The organism is Thermoanaerobacter ethanolicus JW 200 (assembly GCF_003722315.1).
GTDB lineage: Bacteria > Bacillota > Thermoanaerobacteria > Thermoanaerobacterales > Thermoanaerobacteraceae > Thermoanaerobacter > Thermoanaerobacter ethanolicus.
This window is the reverse complement of sequence record NZ_CP033580.1, coordinates 1,874,035-1,900,948: the sequence shown is the minus strand read 5'-3', so window position 1 is coordinate 1,900,948 and position 26,914 is coordinate 1,874,035. Positions and strand designations below refer to the sequence as shown.

At 33.2% G+C, this 26,914-nt stretch carries 28 protein-coding genes; all 28 read left to right on the top strand.

The genetic code is table 11. The features are described from left to right. The first annotated feature begins 131 nt into the window (after window positions 1–131). The 28 genes from rpsB (at window position 132) to dapG (ending at window position 26,872) form a co-directional block, all read left to right on the top strand. Window positions 132–839 (top strand): 30S ribosomal protein S2, encoded by a 708-nt coding sequence (gene rpsB / locus EB239_RS09525; RefSeq protein ID WP_003869145.1) that lies wholly within the window; start codon window positions 132–134, stop codon window positions 837–839. A gap of 85 nt (window positions 840–924) precedes the next feature. Further along, window positions 925–1,539, top strand: coding sequence for a translation elongation factor Ts (gene tsf / locus EB239_RS09520; RefSeq protein WP_003866734.1), 615 nt, complete (start codon window positions 925–927; stop codon window positions 1,537–1,539). A 117-nt stretch (window positions 1,540–1,656) separates the two neighbouring features. Next, complete coding sequence (gene pyrH, locus EB239_RS09515) at window positions 1,657–2,370, top strand: UMP kinase (RefSeq protein WP_004396202.1); 714 nt, start codon at window positions 1,657–1,659, stop codon at window positions 2,368–2,370. Window positions 2,371–2,372: 2 nt separating this feature from the next. Then, the gene (frr, locus tag EB239_RS09510) at window positions 2,373–2,927 is read left to right on the top strand and encodes a ribosome recycling factor (RefSeq protein ID WP_003869144.1); all 555 of its coding nucleotides are present in this window, start codon (window positions 2,373–2,375) and stop codon (window positions 2,925–2,927) included. Next, entirely contained in the window at window positions 2,924–3,109 is a 186-nt protein-coding gene (locus EB239_RS09505; protein ID WP_003866737.1) for a hypothetical protein, read from the top strand. Before frr ends, EB239_RS09505 begins: the two co-directional genes overlap by 4 nt. Before the next feature lie 47 nt (window positions 3,110–3,156). Further along, window positions 3,157–3,906 (top strand): isoprenyl transferase, encoded by a 750-nt coding sequence (locus EB239_RS09500; protein ID WP_003869143.1) that lies wholly within the window; start codon window positions 3,157–3,159, stop codon window positions 3,904–3,906. A gap of 19 nt (window positions 3,907–3,925) precedes the next feature. Then, window positions 3,926–4,705 carry a phosphatidate cytidylyltransferase gene (locus EB239_RS09495; RefSeq protein WP_003869142.1) on the top strand — a complete coding sequence of 260 codons (780 nt, stop codon included), beginning with the start codon at window positions 3,926–3,928 and terminating at the stop codon, window positions 4,703–4,705. 15 nt (window positions 4,706–4,720) lie between these two features. Continuing rightward, the gene (locus EB239_RS09490) at window positions 4,721–5,869 is read left to right on the top strand and encodes a 1-deoxy-D-xylulose-5-phosphate reductoisomerase (protein WP_003869141.1); all 1,149 of its coding nucleotides are present in this window, start codon (window positions 4,721–4,723) and stop codon (window positions 5,867–5,869) included. Window positions 5,870–5,875: 6 nt separating this feature from the next. After that, window positions 5,876–6,874, top strand: a complete 999-nt coding sequence (gene rseP / locus EB239_RS09485) for an RIP metalloprotease RseP (RefSeq protein WP_003869140.1) — start codon at window positions 5,876–5,878, stop codon at window positions 6,872–6,874. Between the two features lie 12 nt (window positions 6,875–6,886). Next, entirely contained in the window at window positions 6,887–7,948 is a 1,062-nt protein-coding gene (gene ispG / locus EB239_RS09480) for a flavodoxin-dependent (E)-4-hydroxy-3-methylbut-2-enyl-diphosphate synthase (protein ID WP_003869139.1), read from the top strand. Next, complete coding sequence (locus EB239_RS09475) at window positions 7,948–8,568, top strand: glycosyltransferase family 2 protein (protein ID WP_003869138.1); 621 nt, start codon at window positions 7,948–7,950, stop codon at window positions 8,566–8,568. Before ispG ends, EB239_RS09475 begins: the two co-directional genes overlap by 1 nt. A gap of 13 nt (window positions 8,569–8,581) precedes the next feature. Continuing rightward, window positions 8,582–12,805, top strand: a complete 4,224-nt coding sequence (locus EB239_RS09470; protein WP_003869137.1) for a PolC-type DNA polymerase III — start codon at window positions 8,582–8,584, stop codon at window positions 12,803–12,805. Window positions 12,806–12,930: 125 nt separating this feature from the next. Beyond that, a complete protein-coding gene (gene rimP, locus EB239_RS09465; protein WP_003869136.1) occupies window positions 12,931–13,386 on the top strand; it encodes a ribosome maturation factor RimP in 456 nt (151 codons plus the stop codon). A 21-nt stretch (window positions 13,387–13,407) separates the two neighbouring features. Beyond that, window positions 13,408–14,448 carry a transcription termination factor NusA gene (gene nusA, locus EB239_RS09460; RefSeq protein WP_003869135.1) on the top strand — a complete coding sequence of 347 codons (1,041 nt, stop codon included), beginning with the start codon at window positions 13,408–13,410 and terminating at the stop codon, window positions 14,446–14,448. Window positions 14,449–14,461: 13 nt separating this feature from the next. After that, complete coding sequence (gene rnpM, locus EB239_RS09455) at window positions 14,462–14,734, top strand: RNase P modulator RnpM (protein ID WP_003866750.1); 273 nt, start codon at window positions 14,462–14,464, stop codon at window positions 14,732–14,734. Continuing rightward, window positions 14,724–15,047, top strand: a complete 324-nt coding sequence (locus EB239_RS09450) for a L7Ae/L30e/S12e/Gadd45 family ribosomal protein (protein ID WP_003866751.1) — start codon at window positions 14,724–14,726, stop codon at window positions 15,045–15,047. The genes rnpM and EB239_RS09450 overlap by 11 nt, the downstream gene beginning before the upstream one ends. Then, window positions 15,034–17,127 (top strand): translation initiation factor IF-2, encoded by a 2,094-nt coding sequence (gene infB, locus EB239_RS09445; protein WP_003869134.1) that lies wholly within the window; start codon window positions 15,034–15,036, stop codon window positions 17,125–17,127. The genes EB239_RS09450 and infB overlap by 14 nt, the downstream gene beginning before the upstream one ends. A gap of 13 nt (window positions 17,128–17,140) precedes the next feature. Continuing rightward, window positions 17,141–17,500: a 30S ribosome-binding factor RbfA gene (rbfA, locus tag EB239_RS09440; protein WP_003869133.1), complete on the top strand. Its 360-nt coding sequence runs from the start codon at window positions 17,141–17,143 to the stop codon at window positions 17,498–17,500. Beyond that, complete coding sequence (locus EB239_RS09435; RefSeq protein ID WP_003869132.1) at window positions 17,497–18,450, top strand: DHH family phosphoesterase; 954 nt, start codon at window positions 17,497–17,499, stop codon at window positions 18,448–18,450. Before rbfA ends, EB239_RS09435 begins: the two co-directional genes overlap by 4 nt. Window positions 18,451–18,462: 12 nt before the next feature. Continuing rightward, window positions 18,463–19,305, top strand: coding sequence for a tRNA pseudouridine(55) synthase TruB (truB, locus tag EB239_RS09430; protein WP_208638252.1), 843 nt, complete (start codon window positions 18,463–18,465; stop codon window positions 19,303–19,305). Between the two features lie 15 nt (window positions 19,306–19,320). Beyond that, entirely contained in the window at window positions 19,321–20,271 is a 951-nt protein-coding gene (locus EB239_RS09425) for a bifunctional riboflavin kinase/FAD synthetase (protein WP_003869130.1), read from the top strand. 87 nt (window positions 20,272–20,358) lie between these two features. Then, on the top strand, window positions 20,359–20,625 hold the full coding sequence (gene rpsO, locus EB239_RS09420; protein WP_003866758.1) for a 30S ribosomal protein S15: 267 nt from the start codon (window positions 20,359–20,361) through the stop codon (window positions 20,623–20,625). Window positions 20,626–20,676: 51 nt separating this feature from the next. Beyond that, window positions 20,677–22,779, top strand: coding sequence for a polyribonucleotide nucleotidyltransferase (locus EB239_RS09415; protein WP_003869129.1), 2,103 nt, complete (start codon window positions 20,677–20,679; stop codon window positions 22,777–22,779). A 102-nt stretch (window positions 22,780–22,881) separates the two neighbouring features. After that, window positions 22,882–23,598, top strand: coding sequence for a polysaccharide deacetylase family protein (locus tag EB239_RS09410; RefSeq protein WP_003869128.1), 717 nt, complete (start codon window positions 22,882–22,884; stop codon window positions 23,596–23,598). Between the two features lie 40 nt (window positions 23,599–23,638). Further along, window positions 23,639–24,895 carry a M16 family metallopeptidase gene (locus tag EB239_RS09405; RefSeq protein WP_003869127.1) on the top strand — a complete coding sequence of 419 codons (1,257 nt, stop codon included), beginning with the start codon at window positions 23,639–23,641 and terminating at the stop codon, window positions 24,893–24,895. Then, entirely contained in the window at window positions 24,879–25,325 is a 447-nt protein-coding gene (gene dut, locus EB239_RS09400) for a dUTP diphosphatase (protein WP_003869126.1), read from the top strand. The genes EB239_RS09405 and dut overlap by 17 nt, the downstream gene beginning before the upstream one ends. 11 nt (window positions 25,326–25,336) lie before the next feature. Beyond that, entirely contained in the window at window positions 25,337–25,588 is a 252-nt protein-coding gene (locus EB239_RS09395; protein ID WP_003869125.1) for a YlmC/YmxH family sporulation protein, read from the top strand. 87 nt (window positions 25,589–25,675) lie between these two features. After that, window positions 25,676–26,872 (top strand): aspartate kinase, encoded by a 1,197-nt coding sequence (gene dapG, locus EB239_RS09390; protein ID WP_003869124.1) that lies wholly within the window; start codon window positions 25,676–25,678, stop codon window positions 26,870–26,872. The last annotated feature ends 42 nt before the right edge of the window (window positions 26,873–26,914 follow it).

Genomic DNA, 26,914 nt, shown 5'->3' with positions numbered 1-26,914 from the left:
TTTAGCAAAATATATAATATAGTATTCATTGTCAGTCAATAACACACGCCTAATGATTGCAAAAAGGGTGCCTGAAAAGGTCTTTTTGCAAGAGGATTTAGGCGGAGGAATAACCATAGGAGGTGTAATGTATGTCGGTAATTTCAATGAAGCAGTTATTAGAGGCAGGGGTACATTTTGGTCATCAAACAAGAAGATGGAACCCTAAAATGGCTCCTTATATTTTTACAGAAAGAAATGGAATTTACATCATTGATTTACAACAAACGGTAGAAAAACTGGAACAAGCTTATGAATTTGTCAAAAAGTTGGCCATGGAAGGAGGCACTATTCTTTTTGTTGGGACCAAGAAACAGGCTCAGGATTCTATTAAGGAAGAAGCAGAAAGATGTGGTATGTTTTATGTAAATCAAAGGTGGTTAGGTGGAACCCTAACTAATTTTAAAACAATTAGAGGAAGGATTCAACGATTAAAAGAACTTAAAAAAATGGAGGAAGATGGAACTTTTGATGTTCTTCCTAAAAAAGAGGTAATAAAACTTAGAAAAGAAAAGGAAAGATTGCAGAAATTTTTGGGCGGAATAGAGAATATGCAGTCTCTGCCTTCCGCTTTATTCATAGTTGACCCCAAAAAAGAAGCTATCGCTGTGGCAGAAGCTCGAAGCTTGGAAATACCAATTGTAGCTATTGTAGATACCAATTGCGATCCTGAGCTAATCGATTATCCTATTCCAGGAAATGATGATGCTATAAGAGCTGTCAAGCTTATTACTTCAAAGATTGCAGATGCAGTGATTGAAGGCAATCAAGGCGAACAATTTGCTGCTTCAGAAGAGTGAAAATTTTGGTCTAGTGGTAAGGAAAAAGGCAAAGCTCCTTACCACTATTGTATATCATTTATCATTATCTAAGGAGGTTTTTCTAATGATATCAGCACAAGCTGTTAAAGAATTAAGAGAACGAACTGGCGCTGGAATGATGGATTGTAAAAAAGCTTTAATGGAAGCAAATGGAGATATGGAAAAGGCCATAGATATTTTAAGAGAGAAGGGATTGGCTGCTGCTGCTAAAAAAGCAGGTAGAGTTGCTAATGAAGGCTTAGTTGATGCCTACATACACAGTGGTGGAAGAATAGGGGTTTTAGTAGAAGTAAATTGTGAGACAGATTTTGTTGCAAATACTGATGAATTTAAAAATTTTGTTAAAGAAATATGCATGCAAATTGCTGCCGCAAATCCAAAGTATATTTCTCGTGAAGATGTGCCACAAGCTGTTTTGGAAAAAGAAAGAGAAATTTTAAAAGCACAGGCGTTAAATGAAGGGAAACCCCAAAATGTCGTAGATAGAATAGTTGAAGGACGTATTGAAAAATTTTACAAAGAGAATTGCTTGTTAGAACAAGAATACATTAGAGACCCAGAAAAAACAGTGAAAGATTTGTTAAATGAGACGATTGCAAAATTAGGAGAAAACATTGTAATAAGAAGATTTGTCAGATTTGAAAGAGGAGAAGGTATTGAAACTTCCTCAAATGAGTAATAAAATTAAATAGGCAACCACATAGGGACACGGTTGTGTCCCATTTTTATAAATTACTTAAAAGATTAAGAAGGATTTTCAAAATTTTTATAGAACTTATAAGAATGGGGTGTTATTGTGTCGTCAGTTGTTTACAAGCGAGTAGTTCTGAAAATCTCAGGAGAAGCTTTGGCAGGAAATAAGGGATTTGGAATCGATTTTGACACCGTTAATCGAATAGCAGACGAGATAAAAGAAGTGAAAGAAATGGGAGTTCAAATTGGTCTTGTAGTTGGCGGAGGAAATATATGGCGGGGAAGAGAAGGTATTGGGATGGACAGAACTACTGCAGACCACATGGGAATGCTTGCGACTGTAATTAATGCTCTTGCACTGCAAGATGCTTTAGAGCAACGGGGAGTTCCCACAAGAGTTCAGACTGCTATTGAGATGAGAGCAATTGCAGAACCCTATATACGCAGAAGAGCAATAAGACACTTAGAAAAAGGACGAGTTGTTATATTTGCTGCTGGGACAGGGAATCCCTTCTTTTCAACTGATACTGCTGCTTCATTAAGAGCAGCAGAAATAGATGCGGAGGTCATACTATTAGCTAAAAAAGTAGATGGAGTCTATGACAAAGACCCAAATAAATACAAAGACGCTGTAAAATTTAAAGAATTATCTTATTTAGATGTTTTAAACAAAGGTTTAGGAGTAATGGATTCAACAGCAACTTCTTTATGCATGGACAATAAAATACCAATCATAGTTTTTGACCTTACTACCTACGGAAATATAAAGAAAGTAGTAACAGGAAAAGATATTGGTACAATAGTGAAGGAGGTTTAAGTATGAGTGATTATTTAAAAGCTAGCGAAGAAAAAATGCAAAAATCTTTGAGCGTTTTAAAAAACGAATTAGCTGCTATAAGAGCAGGTAGAGCAAATCCTGCACTACTTGACCGAATTATGGTAGATTATTATGGTACTCCAACTCCTCTTAACAGATTAGCCACCATTACAGCTCCGGAGCCAAGAGTACTAGTTGTACAACCGTGGGATGTTTCAAAAATAAGCGATATTGAAAAAGCAATACAGAAATCAGATTTAGGAATTAATCCAGTTTCTGACGGTAAAGTGTTAAGATTAGTTTTTCCTGAATTGACTGAAGAAAGAAGAAAAGAATTGGTAAAGTTAGTTCATAAAAAAGCAGAAGAGGCAAAAGTAGCAGTAAGGCAAATAAGAAGAGATGCTAATGATGCTGTAAAAAAGATGGAAAAAAACGGCGAAATTTCGGAAGATGAAAGAAAAAAGAGAGAAGAAGAAATTCAAAAATTAACTGACAAATATATTAAAGAGATAGACAAAGCGGTGGAAGCTAAAGAAAAGGAGATAATGGAAATTTGACAGATTATTATAATAATTTTATAGGAATGGATTTACATAAAATAATAGAAAAATTACCTAAGGACTTAAAATTTAACGTTGTAGAGACAAAATCTATTTTTAAATATGAGGGTTCTCGTTTAAAAGTTGCCAGGATAAAAGAACAAAATAACATTCTTGAAATTACTGTTATTAGAATTTAATCCCCCTCTGACGAGGGGGTGCCCTTATAAAATGAGGAGGAAAATAAATGGTGTTTTTTAGACAAAAAAATAGAGACTTGAGTGACAAGATTGATAAAAATAAATTGCCTATTCACATAGGTATTATCATGGATGGAAATGGAAGATGGGCTCAAAAAAGAGGGATGATGAGATTTTATGGCCATAAAGCTGGTGTTAATGCTGTAAGAGAGGTTGTAAAAGCCTCTAGAGAATTAGGGATAAAATATTTAACTTTATACGCTTTTTCAACTGAAAACTGGAAAAGACCTAAAGAAGAAGTAAATTTTTTAATGGATTTACTCGTTGAATATCTCTCTAAAGAAGTAGATGAATTGAATAAAAATAATGTATTGATTAACTTCATAGGGGATATTTCTGTTTTACCAGAGAAGTGTAAAATTGAAATAGATCGGGCGCAAAATGTAACAAAAAACAACTCTGGCCTTGTACTTAATATAGCGTTAAATTATGGCGGAAGAGATGAAATAGTAAAGGCTGTGAAAAAAATTTGCACAAAGATTTTAAATAAAGAATTGTCCATTGAGGAAATTACAGAACAAACTATAAGTGAAAATTTGTATACTAAAAACCAGCCAGATCCAGATCTTATAATAAGAACAAGTGGAGAAAAAAGATTGAGCAATTTCTTATTATGGCAATCTGCTTATTCTGAGCTTTGGTTTACAGAGGTACTGTGGCCGGATTTTGGCAAAGAACATCTTATTGAAGCAATATTGTATTACCAAACTCGCCAAAGAAGATTTGGGGGAGTATAGTAAGGAGTGGTAAATAAATATGCTAAAAACAAGAGTTATAAGTGCGATAGTAGGCTTGCCAATTTTATTTTTCATTTTAATAAAAGGGGGAAATATGCTTAAAATTGCATTAGTTTTAGTAAGCATATTAGGACTTAATGAATTTTATAATGCTACAAAAAATATTGGGGTACGGCCTGTAAAAATTTTTGGATACTTGTCAGCAATCCTTTTATATTTTTTAGAAAGTAAAATCGCAAAAGTAGATGTATTAGTTATAATCACAATGATGCTTTTTTTGCTGTTTTTGACTAATAAAAAATATAATCTCAAAGATTACGCTCTAACTTTAATGGGAATCATTTATATACCTCTTTTCTTTTTATACATACAAAAACTTAGAGAAATGCCTGAAGGAATGTACATAGTATGGTTTGTTTTTATAGTCTCTTGGATGACAGATACTTTTGCCTATTTTACCGGTAGATTTTTTGGAAAGCACAAACTTGCTCCTACAATCAGTCCCAAAAAGACGATAGAAGGAGCGATTGGAGGAATCATAGGCTCTACCATAAGCTGTGCTGTATTTGTTTGGTTATTTCCTCAATCGAATGTCAGTATATATCTTTCTGTAATTATAGGTTTATTTGGCAGTTTGATTGCTCAATGTGGAGATTTAATTGCTTCCTTTATAAAAAGAAATTGTTACATTAAAGATTTTGGAAATACAATTCCTGGCCATGGAGGAATTTTAGATAGATTTGATAGTATTTTATTTGTTTCTCCTTTCATATACTTTATTTTTCAGTACTTAATTTAGAAAGGGATGTACTTCATGAAAAAGGTAATAATTCTCGGCTCAACTGGTTCTATCGGTACGCAAACATTAGACGTAATAAAAAATTTTAGAGAAAATTTTGAAATAGTAGGACTTACAGCTTATAACAATGTAGAACTTTTATCGAAACAAATTAGAGAATTTAATCCTAAAGTTGTAGCAGTAAAAGATGAAGATAAAGCTAACCAATTAAGAGAGAATCTAAAGAAAAATGTCGAAATTCTAACTGGCAGCAAAGGGCTTCAAGAAATTGTGAAGTACGATGCCGATTTAGTGGTGGTAGCCGTAGAAGGGATTGCTGGCCTTATTCCAACAGTTACAGCTATCCAGAGGGGAAAAGATATCGCTTTAGCGAATAAAGAAGTACTTGTAACAGCTGGACAAATTGTGATGGGTTTGGTAAAAAAGAAGGATATAACTCTTTTACCTGTAGATAGTGAACACTCTGCTATACTCCAATGTTTAAGAGGAAATGACAAAAAAGAAGTATCTCGATTGATTTTAACAGCCTCTGGAGGTCCTTTTAGGGGGAAGAAAAAAGAAGATTTGAGAAAAGTAACTGTAAATGAGGCTCTAAATCATCCTAATTGGAAAATGGGGAAAAAAATCACGATAGATTCTGCCACTTTGATGAATAAAGGGTTTGAAGTAATAGAAGCAAAATGGCTCTTTGACATTTCTGAAGATAAAATTGATGTGATTGTGCATCCCCAGAGTATAATTCACTCAATGGTAGAATATATAGATGGTAGTGTAATTGCACAATTGGCTACTGCCGATATGAGGATACCTATTCAGTATGCATTAAATTATCCTACTCGCAATTACATAAATGGAATAAATTTTTTAGATTTTTCTCTTACAACTCAGCTAACTTTTGAAAAACCCGATTTAGAAACTTTTAGATGTTTGTCGTTGGCATATGAGGCTTTAAAAATTGGCGGCACGATGACTACAGTGTTAAATGCGGCTGATGAAATAGCTGTGTCACTGTTTTTAAATAAAAAAATAGAATTTTTGCAAATAGCTGAAATCATAGAGGAAAGCATGAAAGAACATAATAATATACAAAATCCAACTTTAGATGATATAATAAATGTGGATAAAGAGGTTAAGGAAAAAATAGCAAAAAAATATATGAGGTGATACATTTTGACAATATTGATAAGTATAATTGTTTTAAGCGTTTTAGTAATGTTTCACGAATTTGGACATTTTATCGTTGCAAAACTTTCTGGAGCTAGAGTAAATGAATTTTCTATTGGCTTTGGTCCACGACTTTTTAAAAAGAAATACGGAGAAACAGAGTATTCTTTTAGAGCATTGCTATTCGGTGGTTATGTTGCTTTAGAAGGTGAAGATGAAAAATCTAATGACCCGCGGGCTATAGTAAATAAGCCTTGGCCTGTAAGGTTAGCTGTCTTTGCTGCAGGTCCTTTAATGAATATATTATTAGCTTTTTTATTGCTTTTTATTGTATTTTTTAATATAGGAAGTCCGATACCACAGGTAAAATCCGTAATGGAAGGCTATCCCGCTGAAAAAGCAGGAATTTTGCCGGGGGACAAAATTGTAATGGTAAATAATACAAAGATAAATACATGGGAGGAGTTAGAGAAAGCCATAAGTTCTAATGGAGAGCGAGTATTGACAATTGAAATTCAAAGGGGAAATCAAATTTTACAAAAACAAGTAAAACCAATTTTTGATAAAAACGCTTCAAAGGTAATGATAGGAATTGTTCCAGACTATGAGCGTTCTATCTCTCTTGCCTTTAAAACTGCCATCAATCAGACAATATATTTTTCGAAACTTATTATTTTGTCTCTTGTAATGTTAGTAACCGGAAAAGTCTCTGTCAATGATATTATGGGACCTGTGGGAATTGTTCAAGCTGTTGGAACAGTCGCTAAAACAGGTGTTATAAATTTACTAGCTTTTTCCGCTCTTATAAGCGTAAATTTAGGCCTTTTTAATCTATTGCCACTACCGGCTTTAGACGGTGGAAGGATTTTGTTTGTGTTAGCAGAGGCAGTAAGAGGTAAACCATTGCCACCTGAAAAAGAAGGCTATATTCATTATTTAGGTTTTTTACTGTTGATTGCTTTGTTGATTTTTGCAACCTATAGGGATATTCTACGCATTTTTTAAAAGGTGATAAAAATGAGAAAAATTACTCGCGAAGTCAAAATAGGCAATAAAAAAATTGGAGGAAATAATCCAATTTTAGTTCAGTCTATGACTAACACGGATACCCACGATATTGAAAAAACAATAGAGCAGATAAAAAGACTAGAAGCTGAAGGCTGTGATATTATAAGAGTTGCTGTTCCAGATATGGAAGCAGCTGAAGCAATAAAAGAAATAAAGAAAAATATAAATATTCCTTTGGTAGCAGATATTCATTTTGATTATCGATTAGCTATAAAATCAATTGAAAATGGAGCAGACAAGATAAGAATTAATCCTGGAAACATAGGAAGAGAAGAAAATATCAAAAAAGTGGTAGAAATAGCAAAAGAAAAAGGTATTCCTATTAGAATAGGTGTAAATTCTGGTTCTTTAGAAAAAGAAATATTACATAAATACAAGGGAGTAACTGCCGAAGCAGTTGTGGAAAGCGCTTTAAAAAATGTTTTAATTTTAGAAAAGTTAGGCTTTTATGATATAGTTATTTCGCTTAAAACTACAAATGTACCTCTTACTATAGAGGCTTATAAGCTCGCTTCTTCAAAAGTAGACTATCCATTGCACGTAGGCATAACAGAGGCAGGTACCATTGAAGCTGGCACTATAAAATCTGCTATAGGAATAGGAACATTGCTTTATTTAGGAATAGGAGACACAATACGAGTTTCTCTAACAGGTGACCCAGTCCATGAGGTAAGAGTAGGAAAACAAATTTTACGCTCTTTAGGCTTTCTAAAAGAAGGAGTAGAAATTATTTCCTGCCCTACCTGCGGCAGAACAAAAATTGACTTGATAAGGTTAGCAGAAGAAGTAGAAAAAAGGACGAGGCATATTAAAAAGCCTTTAAAAGTTGCTGTTATGGGATGTGTTGTAAATGGACCAGGGGAAGCAAAAGAAGCGGATATAGGAATAGCAGGAGGAGATGGAGAAGGAGTTATTTTTAAAAAAGGAAAAGTTTATAAAAAAGTTAAGGAAGAAGAGTTAGTAGAAGAATTGATGAAAGAAATTGAAAAATTACTTGAGGAGGATTCTTAATGATTTCTGTTGTAATCCCAGCTTTTAATGAAGGAAAAAATATTGGGAGAGTTTTGTCAGTCTTAGAAACAATAGACCTGATTGATGAAATCATAGTTGTAAATGATGGTTCTACAGATGATACAAAAGAACAAGCTCTAAAATACAATGTAAAACTTGTTGATTTAGAAAAAAATCAAGGAAAAGGAAAAGCGTTAAAAGCAGGAATAGATAATTCTAAAGGTGATATTATTGTTATGTTAGATGCCGATTTGATTGGACTTACTGAAAAACATTTTGTAAATCTCGTATCTCCTGTATTAAAAAATGAAGCAGATATGACAATTGGAATTTTTTCTGGTGGAAGAAAATCTACAGATTTTGCACAAAAAATAGCACCCTTTTTGTCAGGCCAAAGGGCAATAAAAAGGCAGTTTTTAGAAAACATTGAAGAGATGGAAATCAGTAGATTCGGAGTAGAAATTGCTTTAAATAGACATGCTGAAAAGAATAAGTTAAGGGTGGTAAATGTGCCTCTTGAGAATATGAGTCATGTCATGAAAGAAGAAAAGCTGGGATTAGTTAAAGGCTTTTATGCGCGATTAAAAATGTATTTTGATATTTTAAAAATGTGGATTTAGAAAGAGGGATTTGATGATTCCAGCATCTTTTCCGCAGGAATTTGAAATAAAAAAAGTAAAATTGTTAAAAAAAGAGAGAAAATTAATTGTAAGCGTATCTTCCAATAATAACATAAATTCTCAAATAAGAAAATTCCAGGATTTTTTGCTTAATAAATTTCCTTTAATTAAAGAAGTAGAAGTCGTAGTAGAACAGGAGAAAAAATTTAATAGTCTTCAGGACATATTAGACAATTTTGAGGAAATAATTTTAAAAATAAGCGAAGAATACCCTGCTTCTCTTAGTTTTTTAAAAACCTGTGATGTAGTAACAGAGAATCAAAAGATAATAATTAAAGCTCCCAACGAAGTAGTCTATCAATTTATAAAAAGCAATAAAATTGATTTTGTTCTTAAGAAATTTCTAAAGGATAAATATGGGTTTAAAACAGAAATAGATGTAGTCCTTTTAGAAGAGTTTGAAGATACAATGGAAAGAATGATAATGGAGGAAGATATAAAAGTTATTGAAGAAATCACTAAAAGCGGGCAGAAGCAAGAAACCGGCAAAACAACAGAAAAAATGGAGGATAAAGAAGATTCCCAAGTACTTTTAGGAAAAGAAATAAAGGCTGAAGCGATATCTATCAAAGATATTACTGCAGAAACAGAAGAAGCGGTAATTGAAGGTGAAATCTTTTCTCTCGAGTTTAAGGAATTAAAGTCCAAAATTTTAATGACTTTTGATATAACTGATTATACTTCATCGATACTTGTAAAAGCCTTTTTAACTGAGGAAAAGTATAATTATTTAAAAGAGAATATCCAAGGAGGCAGTTTTGTAAAATTAAGAGGGAAAGTTTTCTACGACAAATATGAAGGAGACTTAGTAATAAGTCTAAAAGACCTGCAGTTGATATCTCCGAAAGAAAGAAAAGATTTAAGTGAGGAAAAAAGAGTGGAACTTCACTTACACACTCAAATGAGCAGTATGGATGCAGTAGCCTCTGCAACAGAAGTGATTAAAAGAGCAGCAAAATGGGGACATAAAGCCATTGCTATAACAGACCATGCAGTTGTACAGGCATTTCCTGAAGCGATGGAAGCATCTTCTAAATACGGTGTAAAAGTCATATACGGTGTAGAAGGTTATTTAGTGGATGATGGTGTACCTATTGTAACAGGAGATACAGAAGCCACTTTAGAAGATGAATTTACTGTTTTTGATATAGAGACGACGGGTCTTTCCAATATAAATGATGAAATAATTGAAATTGGTGCAGTAAAAATAAAAGAAGGCAAAATAATAGATACTTTTGAAACCTTTGTTAATCCCAAAATTCCTATTTCTTCTTTTATAACAAAACTTACTGGAATTGACGAATCTATGGTTAAAGATGCTCCTTCTATAGAAGAAATATTACCTAAATTCTTGGAGTTTGCTTCTAACAGTGTTTTAGTAGCTCATAATGCAAATTTTGATGTGTCTTTTATAAAATCTAAAGCTAAAAAATTTAATTTAAATGTAAACAATGCAGTTTTAGATACCTTAGAACTAAGTAGACATTTATATAAGGACTTGAAAAATTACAAGCTAGACACACTGGCTGACCATTTGCAAGTAAAATTGGAACACCACCACAGAGCAGTAGACGATGCTATGGCTACAGCTGAAATATTTATAAAAACTATTGATAGGTTAAAAGAATTAGGAGTAGAAAAGGTAAAAGATATAAATGCTATATTAAAAGAAAGTGAAGTTGACATACGGAAACTTCCTGTCTATCATGTCACGATTTTGGTAAAAGACCAAAAAGGATTGAGAAATTTATACGAAATAATCTCTAAATCCAATTTGGAATATTTTCATAGAACACCTCGTATTCCCAAAAGTTTACTTATTAGTATGAGAGAAGGTCTTATCATTGGTTCTGCTTGCGAACAAGGGGAAGTTTTTAGGGCGATTGTATCTAACTTAGAAGAAAAGAAACTAGAGAATATTATTTCTTTTTACGATTACTTAGAAGTACAACCTGTTGGTAATAATGAGTTTTTAATTGAAAAAGGAGAAGTAAAAAGCGTAGAAGAATTAAGAGAAATTAATCAAAAAATTTATCTTTTGGGTAAAAAATACAACAAATTAGTAGTGGCAACAGGAGATGTGCACTTTTTAGATCCATGGGATGATATATACAGAAAAATTTTAATGGCAGGAAAAGGATATAAGGATGCAGATAGGCAGCCGCCTCTTTATTTTAAAACAACTGATGAGATGCTAAAAGAATTCGAATATTTAGGAGAAGAAGTAGCGAAAGAGATTGTAATTGATAATCCTAATAAAATTGCTGACCTTGTAGAAGAAGTAAAACCTATACCAGATGGAACATTCCCTCCTGTGATAGAGGGAGCTGAAGAAGAATTAAGAAGGCTTACTTTAGATAAAGCCCATGAAATATACGGTGACCCTTTGCCGGAAATAGTACAAAATCGCTTAGATAGAGAATTAAATTCTATAATTAACAATGGATATGCAGTTATGTATATTATAGCTCAAAAATTAGTGTCTAAGTCTTTAAAAGATGGGTATTTGGTTGGTTCTAGAGGTTCTGTAGGCTCTTCTTTAGTAGCCACTATGAGCGGAATAACAGAAGTTAACCCGCTGCCGCCTCATTATGTTTGTCCAAATTGTAAGTATTCCGAGTTTATAACTGATGGAAGCTATGGTTGTGGTGTGGACATGCCGGATAAGACTTGTCCTCACTGTGGAACTTTGATGAGGAAAGATGGTTTTGATATACCCTTTGAAGTGTTTTTAGGTTTTGAAGGGGATAAAGAACCAGATATAGACCTTAATTTTTCTGGGGAATACCAACCTATTGCTCATAAGTATACAGAAGAACTTTTCGGAAAAGGCCATGTTTTTAGAGCAGGTACTATTGGAACTTTAGCAGATAAAACTGCTTATGGATATGTCAAAAAATATTTTGAAGAACGCAATTTAATAGTTCATAAATCAGAAATCAAAAGACTTACTGTTGGTTGTACAGGAGTGAAAAGAACCACAGGGCAACATCCAGGTGGAATAATGGTAGTGCCAAAGGACAAGAGTATTTATGACTTTACTCCAATACAGCATCCTGCTGATGCAGAAGACACCGATGTTATAACAACTCATTTTGACTACCATTCAATAAGCGGAAGGCTTTTAAAACTGGATATTTTAGGGCATGATGACCCTACAGTTATAAGAATGCTGGAGGATTTAACCGGCATTAATGCAAGAGAAATTCCTTTAGATGATAAAAAAACTATGAGTTTATTTACCAGTGTAGAAGCATTGGGAATAGACCCTGAAGAGCTAAATACTCCTGTGGGTACTTTAGGATTACCTGAGTTTGGTACGAAGTTTGTAAGACAAATGCTTATTGACACTCGTCCTACTACTTTTGCAGAACTAGTACGCATAAGTGGACTTTCTCACGGCACTGATGTATGGCTTAACAATGCTCAGGATATAATAAGAGAAGGAATAGCTACATTAAAAGAAGTAATATCTACAAGAGATGACATAATGCTTTATTTGATAAGCAAAGGTATGGACAAAAAATTGTCTTTTAAAATAATGGAAAATGTGAGGAAAGGCAAAGGTGTAACACAAGAAGAAATAGAAGAAATGAGAAAACACGGTGTTCCAAATTGGTTTATTGAGTCTTGCCAAAAAATAAAATATATGTTTCCTAAGGCCCATGCTGTGGCATACGTAATAATGGCATTTCGAATTGCTTATTTTAAAGTTCATTATCCAGAAGCCTTTTATGCTACTTACTTTACCGTTAGAGCAGATGACTTTAATTTGGATATTGTATTAAAAGGGAAAGACAGCATAAAAAATGCTATAAAAGAGATAGAAGCGAAAGGAAATAATGCTAGTCCTAAAGAAAAAAGCCTTTTAACAGTATTAGAAGTAGCTTTAGAGATGTACCTAAGAGGATTTAAGTTTATAAATGTAGACTTATATAAATCTGATGCAGTCAAATTTTTGATTACTGAAGAAGGATTGCTACCACCTCTTAATTCTTTAGAGGGAGTAGGAATACAAGCAGCCAAAACAATTGCACAAGAAAGAGAAAATGGCAAATTTCTATCTGTTGAAGATTTTAGAAACAGAACAAAGGTCAGTAAAACAGTTATAGAAATATTAAAACAGTATGGCTGTTTAACCGATTTGCCAGAATCTAATCAATTAAGTTTATTTTAGTGTTGCGTTGGTAAAAGGTGTATGCTATAATTGTTATGTCAACATAGATTTTTTGCACAAAGAGTGGGTTTTCCCACTCTTTAGTTTATATAATGAAAAATAAAAAGTTTTAGGAGGAGAAGGATATGTCCAAAATAGAACAGATTGCAAAGGATTTAGTAATGCCTGTTTTAGAAAAAAATAATTTTGAACTGGTAGATGTAGAATACAAAAAGGAAGGAAGCCACTGGTATTTGAGAGTCTATATAGATAAAGAAGGAGGTATTACTTTAGATGATTGTCAATTGGTTAGCGAGTATTTAAGCGATAGATTAGATGAAGTAGACCCAATAGAACACAGTTATATTTTAGAAGTATCTTCTCCCGGTCTCGATAGACCTCTTAAGAAGCCTCGAGATTTTGAAAGAAATATCGGAAAAGAAATAGAAATCTCCCTATATGCCCCTATTGATAAGAGAAAAAAGTTTGAAGGTGAACTTATAGAGTTTACTGGTGATAAAATAATTATTCTCTATAATGGAGAAAGAAAGGAATTTGATATGAAGAATGTAAGTCTTGTTAAACCAGTAATAAAGTTTTAAAATTAAGGAGGGAGAATAATAATGAACGCAGAATTCATAGAAGCTTTAAATTCTATCTGTGAGGAAAAAGGTATCCCAAAAGATACAATGTTTGAAGCAATAGAAGCTGCTTTAGTTTCTGCTTACAAGAAAAATTATGGAACTTCTCAAAATGTTAAAATTGTCATGGATAGAGAAACAGGAGATGTTAAAGTTTATGCACAAAAAACGGTAGTAGAAGAGGTCTACAATGACCTACTAGAAATAAGTTTAGAAGAAGCGAGAAAAATAAATAAAAAATACCAGATAGGAGATATAGTTGATATAGAAGTAACTCCTAAAAACTTTGGCAGAATTGCAGCACAAAACGCAAAACAAGTTGTGATTCAAAGGATTAGAGAAGCTGAAAGAAATGTAATTTATGAAGAGTTTTTAGCCAAAGAAACAGAAGTAGTAACAGGTATTGTAACTAGGGTTGACAAAAAAAATGTGTTAATTAATTTAGGAAGAGTAGAGGCTATATTAGGCCCATCAGAACAAATCCCGGGGGAAACTTTTGCACCGGGAGACAGAGTTAAGGTGTATATTGTGGAAGTAAAAAAGACTACTAAAGGACCTCAGATTTTAATTTCTCGTTCTCATCCAGGACTTGTAAAAAGATTGTTTGAATTGGAATCCCCAGAAATTCAACAAGGGATAGTGGAAATACGGAGCATTGCTCGAGAAGCTGGTTCACGGACAAAAATGGCGGTTTTTAGCAGGGATGAAAATGTGGACCCTGTAGGGGCTTGTGTTGGATATAAAGGTGCGAGGGTACAAGCTGTTGTCAATGAACTAAAAGGAGAAAAAATAGATATAGTCAAGTGGAGTTCAAAACCTCAAGAATTTATAATGAACGCTTTAAGTCCAGCAAAGGCTTTGAGTATAGAAATTTTAGATGAAAAAGAAAAAGTAGCAAGAGTAATTGTACCTGATTATCAATTGTCTTTAGCAATTGGAAAAGAAGGACAAAATGCGAGGCTGGCGGCAAAGCTCACCGGTTGGAAAATAGACATAAAAAGCGAATCAATGGTAAAAAGTTAAGTGAGGTGAAAAGATGAAGACCAAAAAGGTTCCAATGAGAATGTGCTTAGGCTGTCAGCAGATGAAACCAAAAAAGGAATTAATACGCATTGTAAGACGAGCGAAAGATTCAGTTGTACAGGTGGATTTAACAGGTAAAGTGCCGGGAAGAGGTTGTTATATTTGCAAAGATATAAATTGTCTTGAAAAAGCTTTTAAAAACAAAAGGTTAGAAAAAGCGTTAGAAGTACCGATCTCTGATGAAATTTACGAACAATTAAAGAGGGAGATAGAGGATGAAGAATGACAGATTTCATTCTATGCTCGGAATAAGTAAAAAAGCGGGTAAACTTGTCTCTGGTAATTATAGTGTGGATAAATACCTTAAACTTAAGAAAGTTTTTTTAGTTGTATTGGCTACCGACGTGTCAAAGAATACTTTTAAAAAGTTTGCTACAATGTGTGAACGAAATAAAGTCCCCTACATTGTATATTCCACAAAAGAGTTATTGGCAAAAGCTATAGGAAGAGAAATGGTCGGGGTAATTGGTATTACAGATGAAGGATTAGCAAATGTATTATTAGATGCTGCAAAGGAGGAAAATTATGGAGGTGAATAATATGTCTAAAACAAGAGTTTATGAATTAGCAAAAGAATTAAATTTATCTAGTAAGGACCTTATATCCAAATTAAACGATTTGGATATAAAAGTTAAAAATCATATGAGCACATTGGAAGATGAAGAAGTAGAGCTGATACTGGATTTATTAAGAGACAAACCACAACAAATAGAAGAAGTCAATCAAAAAGAGGAAGAAGATATATTTGAGGACAATTTAGAGGACATAGGAGAAGAAAGAGTTTATAAAAAGAGCTTTAAAAAAGGTAGCAAAAAAAATAAGAAGAATAACAAAAAAGCGGTTTTAACAGAAGAAAAAGAAGAGGACGAAATTAAAATAATCACTATTCCTGAGTTTTTGACTGTAAAAGAATTAGCAGAAAAAATGAAAGTTAATCCTACAGAGATAATTAAAAAGTTAATTGCAAAAGGAATAATGGTTACAGTAAATCAACAAATTGACTTTGAAAATGCAGCTAAAATTGCTGAAGAATATGGATTTTTAGTAGATAAAGAGGAAGTAAAAGATGAATTAGAAATGTTATTAGAAGAAACGCCCGATGATGAAAAAGATTTGCAACCTCGTCCTCCTATTGTCACTGTAATGGGACATGTGGACCACGGTAAAACTTCTTTATTGGATGCCATCAGAAATACAAATGTCACTATGAAGGAAATGGGAGGAATTACACAGCACATAGGAGCTTCTGTAGTTGAGATAAATGATAAAAAAATTGTCTTTTTAGATACACCCGGCCACGAAGCTTTTACTGCTATGAGAGCAAGGGGAGCCAGCATCACAGATATTGTCGTGCTAGTAGTAGCCGCAGATGACGGTGTTATGCCTCAAACAGTAGAAGCAATAAACCACGTGAAAGCCGCCAATGTACCTATGATTGTAGCCATAAACAAAATAGATTTGCCGACTGCAAATCCAGATAGGGTAAAGACAGAGCTAAGTGAGTTAGGTTTAGTGCCAGAAGAATGGGGAGGAAATACAATTTGTGTACCTGTTTCTGCTAAGAAAAATATAGGTATAGATAATCTTTTAGAAATGATTTTGCTGGTTGCTGAAATGGAAGATTTAAAAGCTAATCCAAATAAGCCAGCAAGAGGCACTATAATAGAAGCAAAGTTAGAAAAAGGAAAGGGTCCTGTTGCAACTGTCATTGTGCAAAATGGAACTTTGCAAATAGGAGATGCTATTTTAGCAGGTACTGTTTATGGAAAAGTAAGGGCAATGTTTGACGATAGAGGCAGAAGAATTAAAAAAGCAGGACCTTCTATGCCAGTGGAGGTTTTGGGCTTTTCTGAAGTACCAGAAGCCGGAGATAAGCTCATAGTAGTAGAGGACGAGAAAAAAGCAAGAGAATTAGCAGAAAGACGTAAAGAACTTCAAAAAGAAATGGAACTTAAACGCAAGCAAAAAGTTTCATTAGAGGACTTATTTAGTCAAATACAGGAAGGTAGTGTAAAAGAGTTAAATATTATCATAAAAGCGGATGTTCAAGGTTCAGTAGAAGCACTAAAAAAATCCATTGAAGACTTAAGCAACGAAGAAGTTAGAATAAAGGTAATACACGGAGCAGTAGGCGCAATAACTGAAACGGATGTTATGCTTGCATCAGCTTCTAATGCCATAATAATAGGTTTCAATGTAAGACCAGAGACTAACGCTAAAAATCTCGCAGAAAAAGAAAAGGTAGATATAAAGCTTTATCGAATTATATATGAGGCTATTGAAGATATCAAAGCTGCTATGAAAGGTCTGTTGGAGCCAAAATATAAAGAAGTAGAGCTAGGAAGAGCAGAAGTTAGAGCTGTTTTCAGAGTACCTGGTGTAGGAAATGTAGCTGGATGCTATGTGTTAAGTGGTAAGATTTTAAGGAATTCTGATATACGTGTAGTAAGGGATGGTATTGTAGTTTATGAAGGTAAAATTGCTTCTTTAAAGAGGTTTAAAGACGACGTAAGAGAAGTACAACAAGGATTTGAATGTGGTATAGGTATAGATAGGTTCAATGACATTAAAGAGGGGGATATAATAGAAGCTTACCAAATGGAAGAAATTCCTCGTTGAAAGGATGAGTATAATGCAGTCCAGGAATAGTCGACTTTCAGAAGAAATGAAAAGAGAAATAAGTAAAATGATTTTAGAAGAAATTAAAGACCCAAGAATTAAAGCAATGGTTAGTATAACTGACATAGAAGTTACTAAAGATTTGAGATATGCTAAAGTTTATGTAAGTATTTATGGAAGTGAAGAAGATAAACAAGAAACTTTTGAAGGGCTAAAAAGTGCAGCTGGCTACATCAGACACGAAATTGGAAGAAGAATAAAAATGAGATATACTCCTGAAATTATCTTTGAATTGGATCGATCAATAGAATACGGAGCTCACATTTCTGAAATATTAAAAGAACTAAACAAGCAAGAGGGTGATGGTAATTGATATTAATTGATGCAATAAATCACATAAAAGATGCTAAAAGTGTAATTGTAGTATCTCACATTGCACCCGATGGAGATGCTATAGGCACTGTTACAGGAATGTATAAAGTATTAAAAAAAATGGGAAAAGAAGTAGATGTATTCATAGATGACGAAATCCCTGAAATGTACTACTTTGTTCCTAATGTAGAGAAAATATCAAGACCATTTTATAAAGAGGCAGACGTGGTTTTGATTTTTGACTGTGCTGATGAAGAAAGATTGGGCAGTACCAAAGAACTTTTAAAAACTTCTGCTGTAACTATTAATATTGACCATCACATTTCAAATACTTTGTATGCCAAATTGAATTATGTAGATACTAACGCAGCAGCGACAGCAGAAATAGCCTATCAAATTGTTAAATTGTTAGGAGTAGAATTTGATGAAGAAATAGCTACAAGTTTCTATACAGCGATTTTGACAGATAGTGGTGGATTTATGTACGAATCAACTACTTCTATAACTCATCAAATAGCTGGAGACTTAATAAACAATGGCGCTAAATTTAAAGAAATAGGAGATAAAGTTTTTAATACTCTCAAATTCAACAAAGCAAAACTTTTAGGAAGAGCCTTAAATAGCCTTACATTATATAAAGATGGAAGAGTTGCTTATATGGAAATTTTAAAAAAAGACTTCCAAGAAACAAACACAAACCTTTCACATATAGAAAATATTATCACTTATGCTAGAAATATTGAAGGAGTAGAAGTAGCGGTACTTTTAGTTGAAAAAGAAGGAGAGATAAAAATTAGTTTAAGGTCAAAAGAAAAAATAGATGTAAATAAAATTGCAAATATTTTTGACGGTGGAGGCCATGTAAGAGCTGCTGGATGTAGCATCAAAGGAAATATTGGAGAAGCCAAAGAAAAAATTTTACAGGCAATATTCAAAGAATTAGAGGGATAAAAATTGGAGGGAATGCTCAATATTTTAAAACCCCCTGGTATGACTTCTCACGATGTTGTAGATTTTATTAGGAAAATCTATAATATACGAAAAGTAGGGCATACAGGAACTTTAGACCCAGATGCAGCAGGAATACTGCCTGTTTGTGTAGGGAATGCCACTAAATTTGTCTCTTATCTTCTTGAGCAGGATAAAAGATATAGATTTGAAATAACTTTTGGCTTTACTACAGACACTTTGGATAAAAGCGGCAAAATTGTAAAAGGCGGACCTGTAAGGATTCTGAGGGAAGAAGAATTAAGGCAAGTCTTAAATGAATTTAAAGGGAAAATAAAACAAATTCCTCCAATGTATTCTGCAAAGAAAATAAAAGGAAAAAAGTTATACGAATATGCAAGAGAAGGAAAGACAATTGATATTCCACCTATTGAGGTTACCATATATGATATTGAATTAGTTGAATATGAACCACCTTATCGGGTATTAATAGATGTGAAATGTTCTAAAGGCACCTATGTGAGAGCTTTAGTAAGAGATATATGCGAAAAATTAAACATGCCGGGATATATGTCTATGTTGATAAGAACAGAGGTTGGTGCTTTTAAAATAGAAGATGCTTATACTCTTGAAGAAATAAGGGAAAAGAAAGTATTATTGCAGCCAATAGATAAGTTTATTGAATTACCTTCTGTACAATTAAACAAAATGGAAGCTGAAAAAATTTTAAAAGGCCAATTTATTCAAAATAGATATCCTATTGAAACTTCACTTTTGAAGTTATATGATAATAATGGTAAATTTCTCGGCATTGGGATTTTAGAGCGAAATAAAATCCGTCCAAAAAGACTTCTTTGAGGGGGAAATGATAATTTGCAGATTGTTTATGAAAGCAATGCATCAAAATACAAAGAGGCCAAAGTAATAGCTTTAGGCAATTTTGATGGAGTTCATATAGGTCACCAGGAATTAATTAAGCAAGCAATAGCTCTTTCTAAAGAGAATAACTTAGCGAGCGCTGTTTTCACTTTTAAACAGCATACTTCAAAAATTTTAACCCCTGACAAGCAACCAGAGCTTATAACTACTTATCAAAAAAAGGTAGAAATTTTAAAGCAATTTAACCTTGATTACGGAATATTTTTTGACTTTACTGAAAGTTTTTCTAAATTAACTGCTGAAGAATTTATAAAAAAAATTTTAGTAGAGCTATTAAACATTAAAATAGCAGTGGTGGGACATAATTATAGATTTGGCTACAAAGCTTTAGGGAATGTAGATACATTAAAAAAATATTCCAAAGTATATTCATATAAAGTTTATGTTGTCCCACCAGTTATAAGGGAGGGTATTGTAGTAAGCAGCAGCTATATCAGGGAATTAATAAAATCAGGTAAAGTTGAAGAGGCAAATAGTTTATTAGGACGTTTTTTTCCCTTGCAAGGAAAAGTGATTCATGGACAAGAAATTGGGCGAAAATTAGGTTTTCCTACTGCTAATCTACAAATATCAGAAGATTTGGTTTTGCCAAAAGCAGGAGTATATGTGACGCGAGTAAAAATAGAAGACAAATTTTATATAGCTGTCACAAATGTTGGCTCGAAGCCTACTTTTGGTGGCAAAAGCATTTCTGTCGAATCTTACATTTTAGATTACAATGAAAATTTATATGATAAATATTTAGAAGTTGAATTTATAACAAGAATAAGAGATGAAATTAAATTTCAAAATTTAGAAGCCTTAAAAGAACAAGTTTTTAAAGATATTAATTATGCTAAAAACTTTAAAAATATTTTACAACAGAAACATTATGTGATAAAATAAAATAGCGATTTACCTTATGCTTTGATACCCGTATCTCCGGCGGTATTCTATGCATAAGGCGTATTCTAAAAGATGGAGGTGAAAAAAGTGCTGGACAAAGAAAAAAAGGCAGAAATAATCAATAAGTTCAAGCTCCACGATACTGACACAGGTTCTCCAGAAGTTCAAATTGCCCTTTTAACTGAGAGAATAAATAACTTAAATGCTCATTTGCAAGTTCATAAAAAAGACCATCATTCAAGAAGAGGTCTTCTTAAAATGGTTGGGCAAAGAAGGGCACTGTTAAATTATTTAATGAAAACAGATATGGAGAGGTATCGTGCCATTATCGAAAAATTAGATTTAAGAAAATAGAGCGAGATACCTCGCTCTATTTTCTATAAAATTTTACGAAAGGAGGATAACATGGAAGAACGAACTTTTGAAATGGAACTAGCCGGGAGAAAGTTGTTAGTCCAGATAGGAAAAGTAGCTCAACAAGCAAATGGAGCAGCTTGGGTAAAATACGGAGACACTGTCGTTCTAGTTACTGCCTGTGCTTCCAAAGAACCCCGAGAAGGAATTGACTTTTTTCCTTTAACTGTTGAGTACGAAGAAAGATTGTACTCTGTCGGTAAAATTCCTGGTGGTTTCATAAAAAGAGAAGGGAAACCTAGTGAAAAGGCAATTCTCTCTGCTCGGTTAATTGACAGACCAATTAGGCCTTTATTTCCCCATGGTTATAGAAATGATGTACAAGTTATAGCTACAGTTTTATCTGTTGACCCTGACGTACAACCAGAAATAGTCGCAATGATTGGTTCGTCTGTTGCTCTTTCAATTTCTGATATTCCTTTTAATGGTCCTACAGGAGCGGTAGCAGTAGGATTAGTCGATGGGCAATTTATAATTAATCCTAACCATGAGCAAAGAGAAAAAAGCTTAATGCATTTAGTGGTTTCAGGAACGAAAGATGCTATTGTAATGGTGGAAGCAGGGGCAAAAGAGATTCCTGAAGAAACTATGCTAGATGCTATAATGTATGCTCACGAATATATCAAACAGATTGTAGAGTTTATAGAAGGAATAGTTAAAGAAGTAGGTGTTCCGAAAAGCGAAGTAATTTTACATGAAATAGACAAAGACCTAGAAGAAAAAGTAAGAGCCTATGCAACAGAAAAAATATACAATGCGTTAAGAACAGCAGAAAAGAAAGAGAGAAACGACAACTTAGATAAAGTTGAACAAGAAGTTTTAGAGCACTTTAAAGAAGAATATCCTGATAATCTTGCTGATATAGATGAAGTACTTTACAATATAATGAAAGAACAAATGCGAAAAATGATAACAGAGGAAAGAATAAGAGTAGATGGCAGGGGCCTTGACGACATAAGACCAATATGGTGCGAAGTAGGAGTGCTACCCAGAACTCACGGTTCTGCGATTTTCACAAGAGGACAAACTCAAGTGCTTACAGTAGCAACATTAGGTGCATTAGGAGATATTCAGATTTTAGATGGCATAGGAGATGAAGAAGCAAAAAGATATATGCATCATTACAATTTTCCACCCTACAGTGTTGGAGAAGTAAGGCCTCTAAGAGGTCCTGGTAGAAGGGAAATTGGTCATGGAGCTTTAGCAGAAAGGGCTTTAGAACCGGTGATTCCTTCTGAAGAGGAATTTCCCTATACTATAAGATTAGTGTCAGAAGTTTTAAGTTCCAATGGTTCTACTTCTCAAGCTAGTGTTTGTGGCAGTACTTTAGCTTTAATGGATGCAGGAGTTCCAATAAAAGCTCCAGTTGCAGGAGTTGCTATGGGGCTTATCAAAGAAGGAGATGTAGTTTCTGTACTCACTGATATACAAGGAATTGAAGACTTTTTAGGGGATATGGACTTCAAAGTAGCAGGCACAGAAAAAGGAATCACAGCGATACAAATGGATATAAAAATTCCTGGAATTGACAAAGAAATTTTGAAAATGGCTTTAGAAAAGGCCCGAAGGGGCAGACTATACATTCTCAACAAAATGTTAGAAGTTATAAAAGAACCGAGAAAACAGTTATCAGTATACGCACCTCGTGTTATAAGGATGGTAGTTGACCCTGAAAAAATTAGAGAAATAATCGGACCTGGTGGCAAAACCATAAGTAAAATTATTGCAGAAACGGGAGTAAAAATTGATATTGAAGAAGATGGCAGGTTATACATTACTGCTTCTGATTTGAGATCTGGCGAAAGAGCTAAGCAAATGATTGAGGCTATAACAAAAGATATAGCAGTAGGAGAAATTTATTTAGGAAAAGTGCTTAGAATAACACCCTTTGGAGCTTTTGTAGAAATTGCTCCTGGTAAAGAAGGACTTGTCCACATCTCTAAGCTATCAAAAAAACGGGTACAAAAAGTAGAAGATGTAGTAAAAGTTGGCGATGACATATTGGTAAAAGTCACAGATATAGACAAACTCGGAAGAATAAGCCTTTCAAGAAAAGACGCATTGCCTGATGAAGAGGAAGAAGAAAGAAACTAAAGGCATAAACCGACCCACGGTTTATGTTTTTTATTTTTTAGTAATATATTCGCCGCCTGTTTGAATAAAATTAAAGTGAGAATATCAACGGGTGGTGTTATAATGAAAATATTTTATATAAAATATCCTAAAAAAAGCTTTTGGATTATTTTTTCCTTAGCAATATTACTGCTCATCTTTTTAATTTACATAATTACACGCAGCGTTTCTGTTTTTAACAGCAATGAACCTATTTATAAAGGAGATACAAAGGAAAAAAAGATTGCCTTTGCTTGCAACGTCGCATGGGGAGATGAGTACATACCAAAAATGTTAGATATTTTTAAAGATAACAATATCCATATTACATTTTTTTTTGAAGGAAAATGGGCAGAAAAAAATCCTGATGTTGTAAAAGATATTTATCAAAAAGGCCATGAAATCGGAAGTCATGGATACACACATGTAAAATATACAAATTTAAGTCGGCAACAATATGAAGAAGATATTAAAAAAAGCGGTGAAATTTTAGAAAAAATTACAGGAACAAAACCTACCCTTTTTGCACCACCGTATGGTGATTTCAATGATGAAGTAGTAAAAGTAGCAGAACAATTAGGATATAAAGTTATTCTATGGAGTTTGGACACCATAGATTGGAATAATCCAAGTCCTCAAACAATTGTAGATAGAGTTATGACTAAATATCACAACGGTGCTATTGTGTTAATGCACCCTACTCAAAATACTGTGGAAGCATTGCCACAGATAATAAAACAACTTAAAGAAAAAGGTTATAAAATAACTAAAGTATCGGAAGTAATTGTAGATAACAATTAAATTTGCTATAATAATAATTAAATTTGCAAAGGAGGATAAAATGTACGAACAAAAGATTATTGAAGGAGTAAAAGTTGTAACTTGTAAAATTCCTCACGCATATTCTGTATACATAGGGATATGGATTAAAGCAGGTTCTATGTACGAACATAAAGCTATAAACGGAATATCTCATTTTATAGAACACATGGTTTTTAAAGGTTCTAAGCTAAGAAGTGCAAAGCAAATTGCGGAAGAAATGGATAGTATTGGTGGACAGTTAAACGGCTTTACTGAAAAAGAAAGTACCTGTTTTTATATAAAAGTCTTAAATACTCACGTAAAACAAGGTCTTGATATACTTTTTGATATGGTATTTAACCCTGCCTTTAAAGAAGAAGACATAGAAAAGGAAAAGCAAGTCATCTTTGAAGAAATATTGACAGAATTAGATTCTCCTGAAGACGTAGCTTATAATCTTTTAGCAAAAACAATATGGAAAGGACATCCCTTGTCTTTCCCTGTACTTGGTACTTTTTCTACTATTAAAAAGCTAAACAAAGAACAAATTGTAAATTATTATAATGCCCATTATAACAAAGATAACATAGTCATTTCTATAGCAGGAAATTTTGGCGATGATATCTATGAAATACTGCAAAAATATTTATCAAAAATTCAAAAAACTAATGTTATTTCTCAATTAACTTCTCCAATTTGGCATAAAAACAAAGCTTTTTATGAAAAAGATTTTGAACAGGTAAATTTATGTATTGGTTTACCTGGGATAACTTATGACTTAAGGAAAGTATATGCATTAGCCGTCATTAATAATGCTTTTGGTGGAGGAATGAGTTCAAGACTATTTCAAAAAATAAGAGAAGATAAGGGATTGGTTTACTCGATTTATTCTTATCCTTCTACCTATCACCATGCTGGGGTTTTTTCTATTTTTGCTAGTATGAACGCTAATAATTTTAGAAAGGTATATGACTTAATTTTGCAAGAAATAGAAGAGGTGTATTCAAAAGGTTTAGCAAAAGAAGAGATTGATAAATTTAAAGAGCAACTTCGCATAAATGTATTAATGGATTTAGACAGTATAAGCAGTAGAATGAGCACAATAGGAAAATCCATGCTTTTATTTAATAAAGTGCATACTGTAGAGGAAATACTTCAAACAATAGATAACTTAACTTACGAGGAAATAAATGACTTAGCTAAAAAAATTATAAATCCTGATGACATGAGCATAGCCGTGGTTGGAAAACTAAACAAAAGAGATAAAGGGTGGTTAGAAAATGTCCATAATACTTAAGATTAAAAAAACTGATGATGCTAAAGACTTACCTTTGCCTGCTTATATGAGTGAAGGAGCCGCTGGCATGGATTTATATGCTAATGTTAAAGAGGAAGTCATATTACAACCTGGCGAAATAAAACTAATTCCAACAGGTATACAAATTGAACTTCCTCCAAATTTTGAGGCCCAAATAAGGCCAAGAAGCGGCCTAGCTTTAAACTACGGAATAACTCTTTTAAATACTCCTGGTACAATTGATTCCGATTACAGAGGAGAAATAAAATTGATAGTCATCAATTTAGGAAAAGAAGCAGTCAAAATCGCAAGGGGACAAAGAATTGCTCAAATGGTAATCAATCAAATAGTAAGACCAACAATAGTAGAGGCAGAAATCCTTTCAGAAACTAAAAGAGATGAAGGAGGATTTGGCCATACCGGTATATAAGGAGGGGTTCTATGCGGTTAAGCGAATTTGGAAATAAAGAAATTGTAAATTTAACGGATGGAAGAAGATGGGGATTAGTAGAAGATTCAGATTTAGTTATTGATGAAGAAACAGGAAGGATTCATTCAATAATAGTATATGAATCAAAAGGTTTATTTAGAGGAAAGACAAACTATATTGAAATAAGTTGGGACTCTATAAGAAAAATTGGTGACGATATGCTTATTGTGGAATTCGAAGAAAAGAAAAGACGGTTTTATTAAAAATATTACTTTTCTTTATCACTTTAATGAAGTATAATAATATAAAATGTCTCAACTTAGATACCTTCAAAAGGAAAGGATGAGAACGTGAAAATATTGGTACAAAAATTTGGTGGAACTTCTGTATCAACACCTGAGAGAAGAGAAATGGCTACATCAAAAGTAATTGAGGCAGTTAAAAACGGTTTTAGCGTGGTAGTAGTAGTTTCTGCAATGGGAAGAAATGGAGATCCTTATGCCACAGACACTCTAATAAACATGGTTAAATCAATAGATAGCAATATTTCAAAACGAGAATTAGATTTATTGATGAATTGTGGTGAAATAATCTCCAGTGTGACTTTTGCTGCAACCCTATCAAAGAAGGGTTATAAAGCAAAAGTATTTACCGGAGGACAAGCAGGCATTATAACAGATGATAATTTTGGCAATGCGGAAATTATAAAAGTAGAACCAACAAGACTTTTAGAAAGTTTAAAAGAGGGAATTATTCCTGTAGTAGCAGGTTTTCAAGGTATCACAGAAGAAGGAGATTTAACTACGTTAGGGCGAGGAGGCAGTGATACAACTGCTGCTCTTTTAGGTGAAGCTCTAAAAGCTTCCGCGGTAGAAATATATACAGATGTAGATGGAATAATGACAGCAGATCCTCGCATTGTTTCAAAAGCTCATATTTTGAAAAAAATAAGTTATAATGAAGTATTCCAATTTGCAGAACAAGGAGCAAAGGTAGTACATCCTAGAGCGGTAGAAATAGCAATGAGAGGTAATATACCCCTTGTTATAAAAAATACCATGTCAGACAGTCCAGGTACCATTATAACTCAATATAATGAGGCTTACGATAATATTTACGATATAGACAAATTAGTCACTGGAATTGCCAATATGGACCATAGAGTTCAAATCGTGCTAGAAAACAGTGAAAATACAGAAAGTATATTCGAAAAAATTGCAGAAGAAAAAATAAGCATTGACCTTATTAATATTTTTCCTGAAAAACAAGTTTTTACAATATCAGAGATGGATTTTAAAAAGTTACAAAAACTTCTTGAAGAAAACAATATAAAATATTCCTACAGAACTAATTGCTCAAAAGTCTCTATAATTGGTAATAGAATAAGAGGCGTTCCAGGAGTAATGGCAAGAGTAATAAAGGCATTATCAAGGCATAATATAGAAATTTATCAAACAGCTGACTCTCATAATACTATTTCTTGCCTTGTAAGTCAAGATAAAGCTGAAGAAGCAGTTAGAGTTCTACATGACGAATTTAATCTTTAAAAGGGGAGCGCATACTATTGCGCTTTTTTTTTATACTAATTA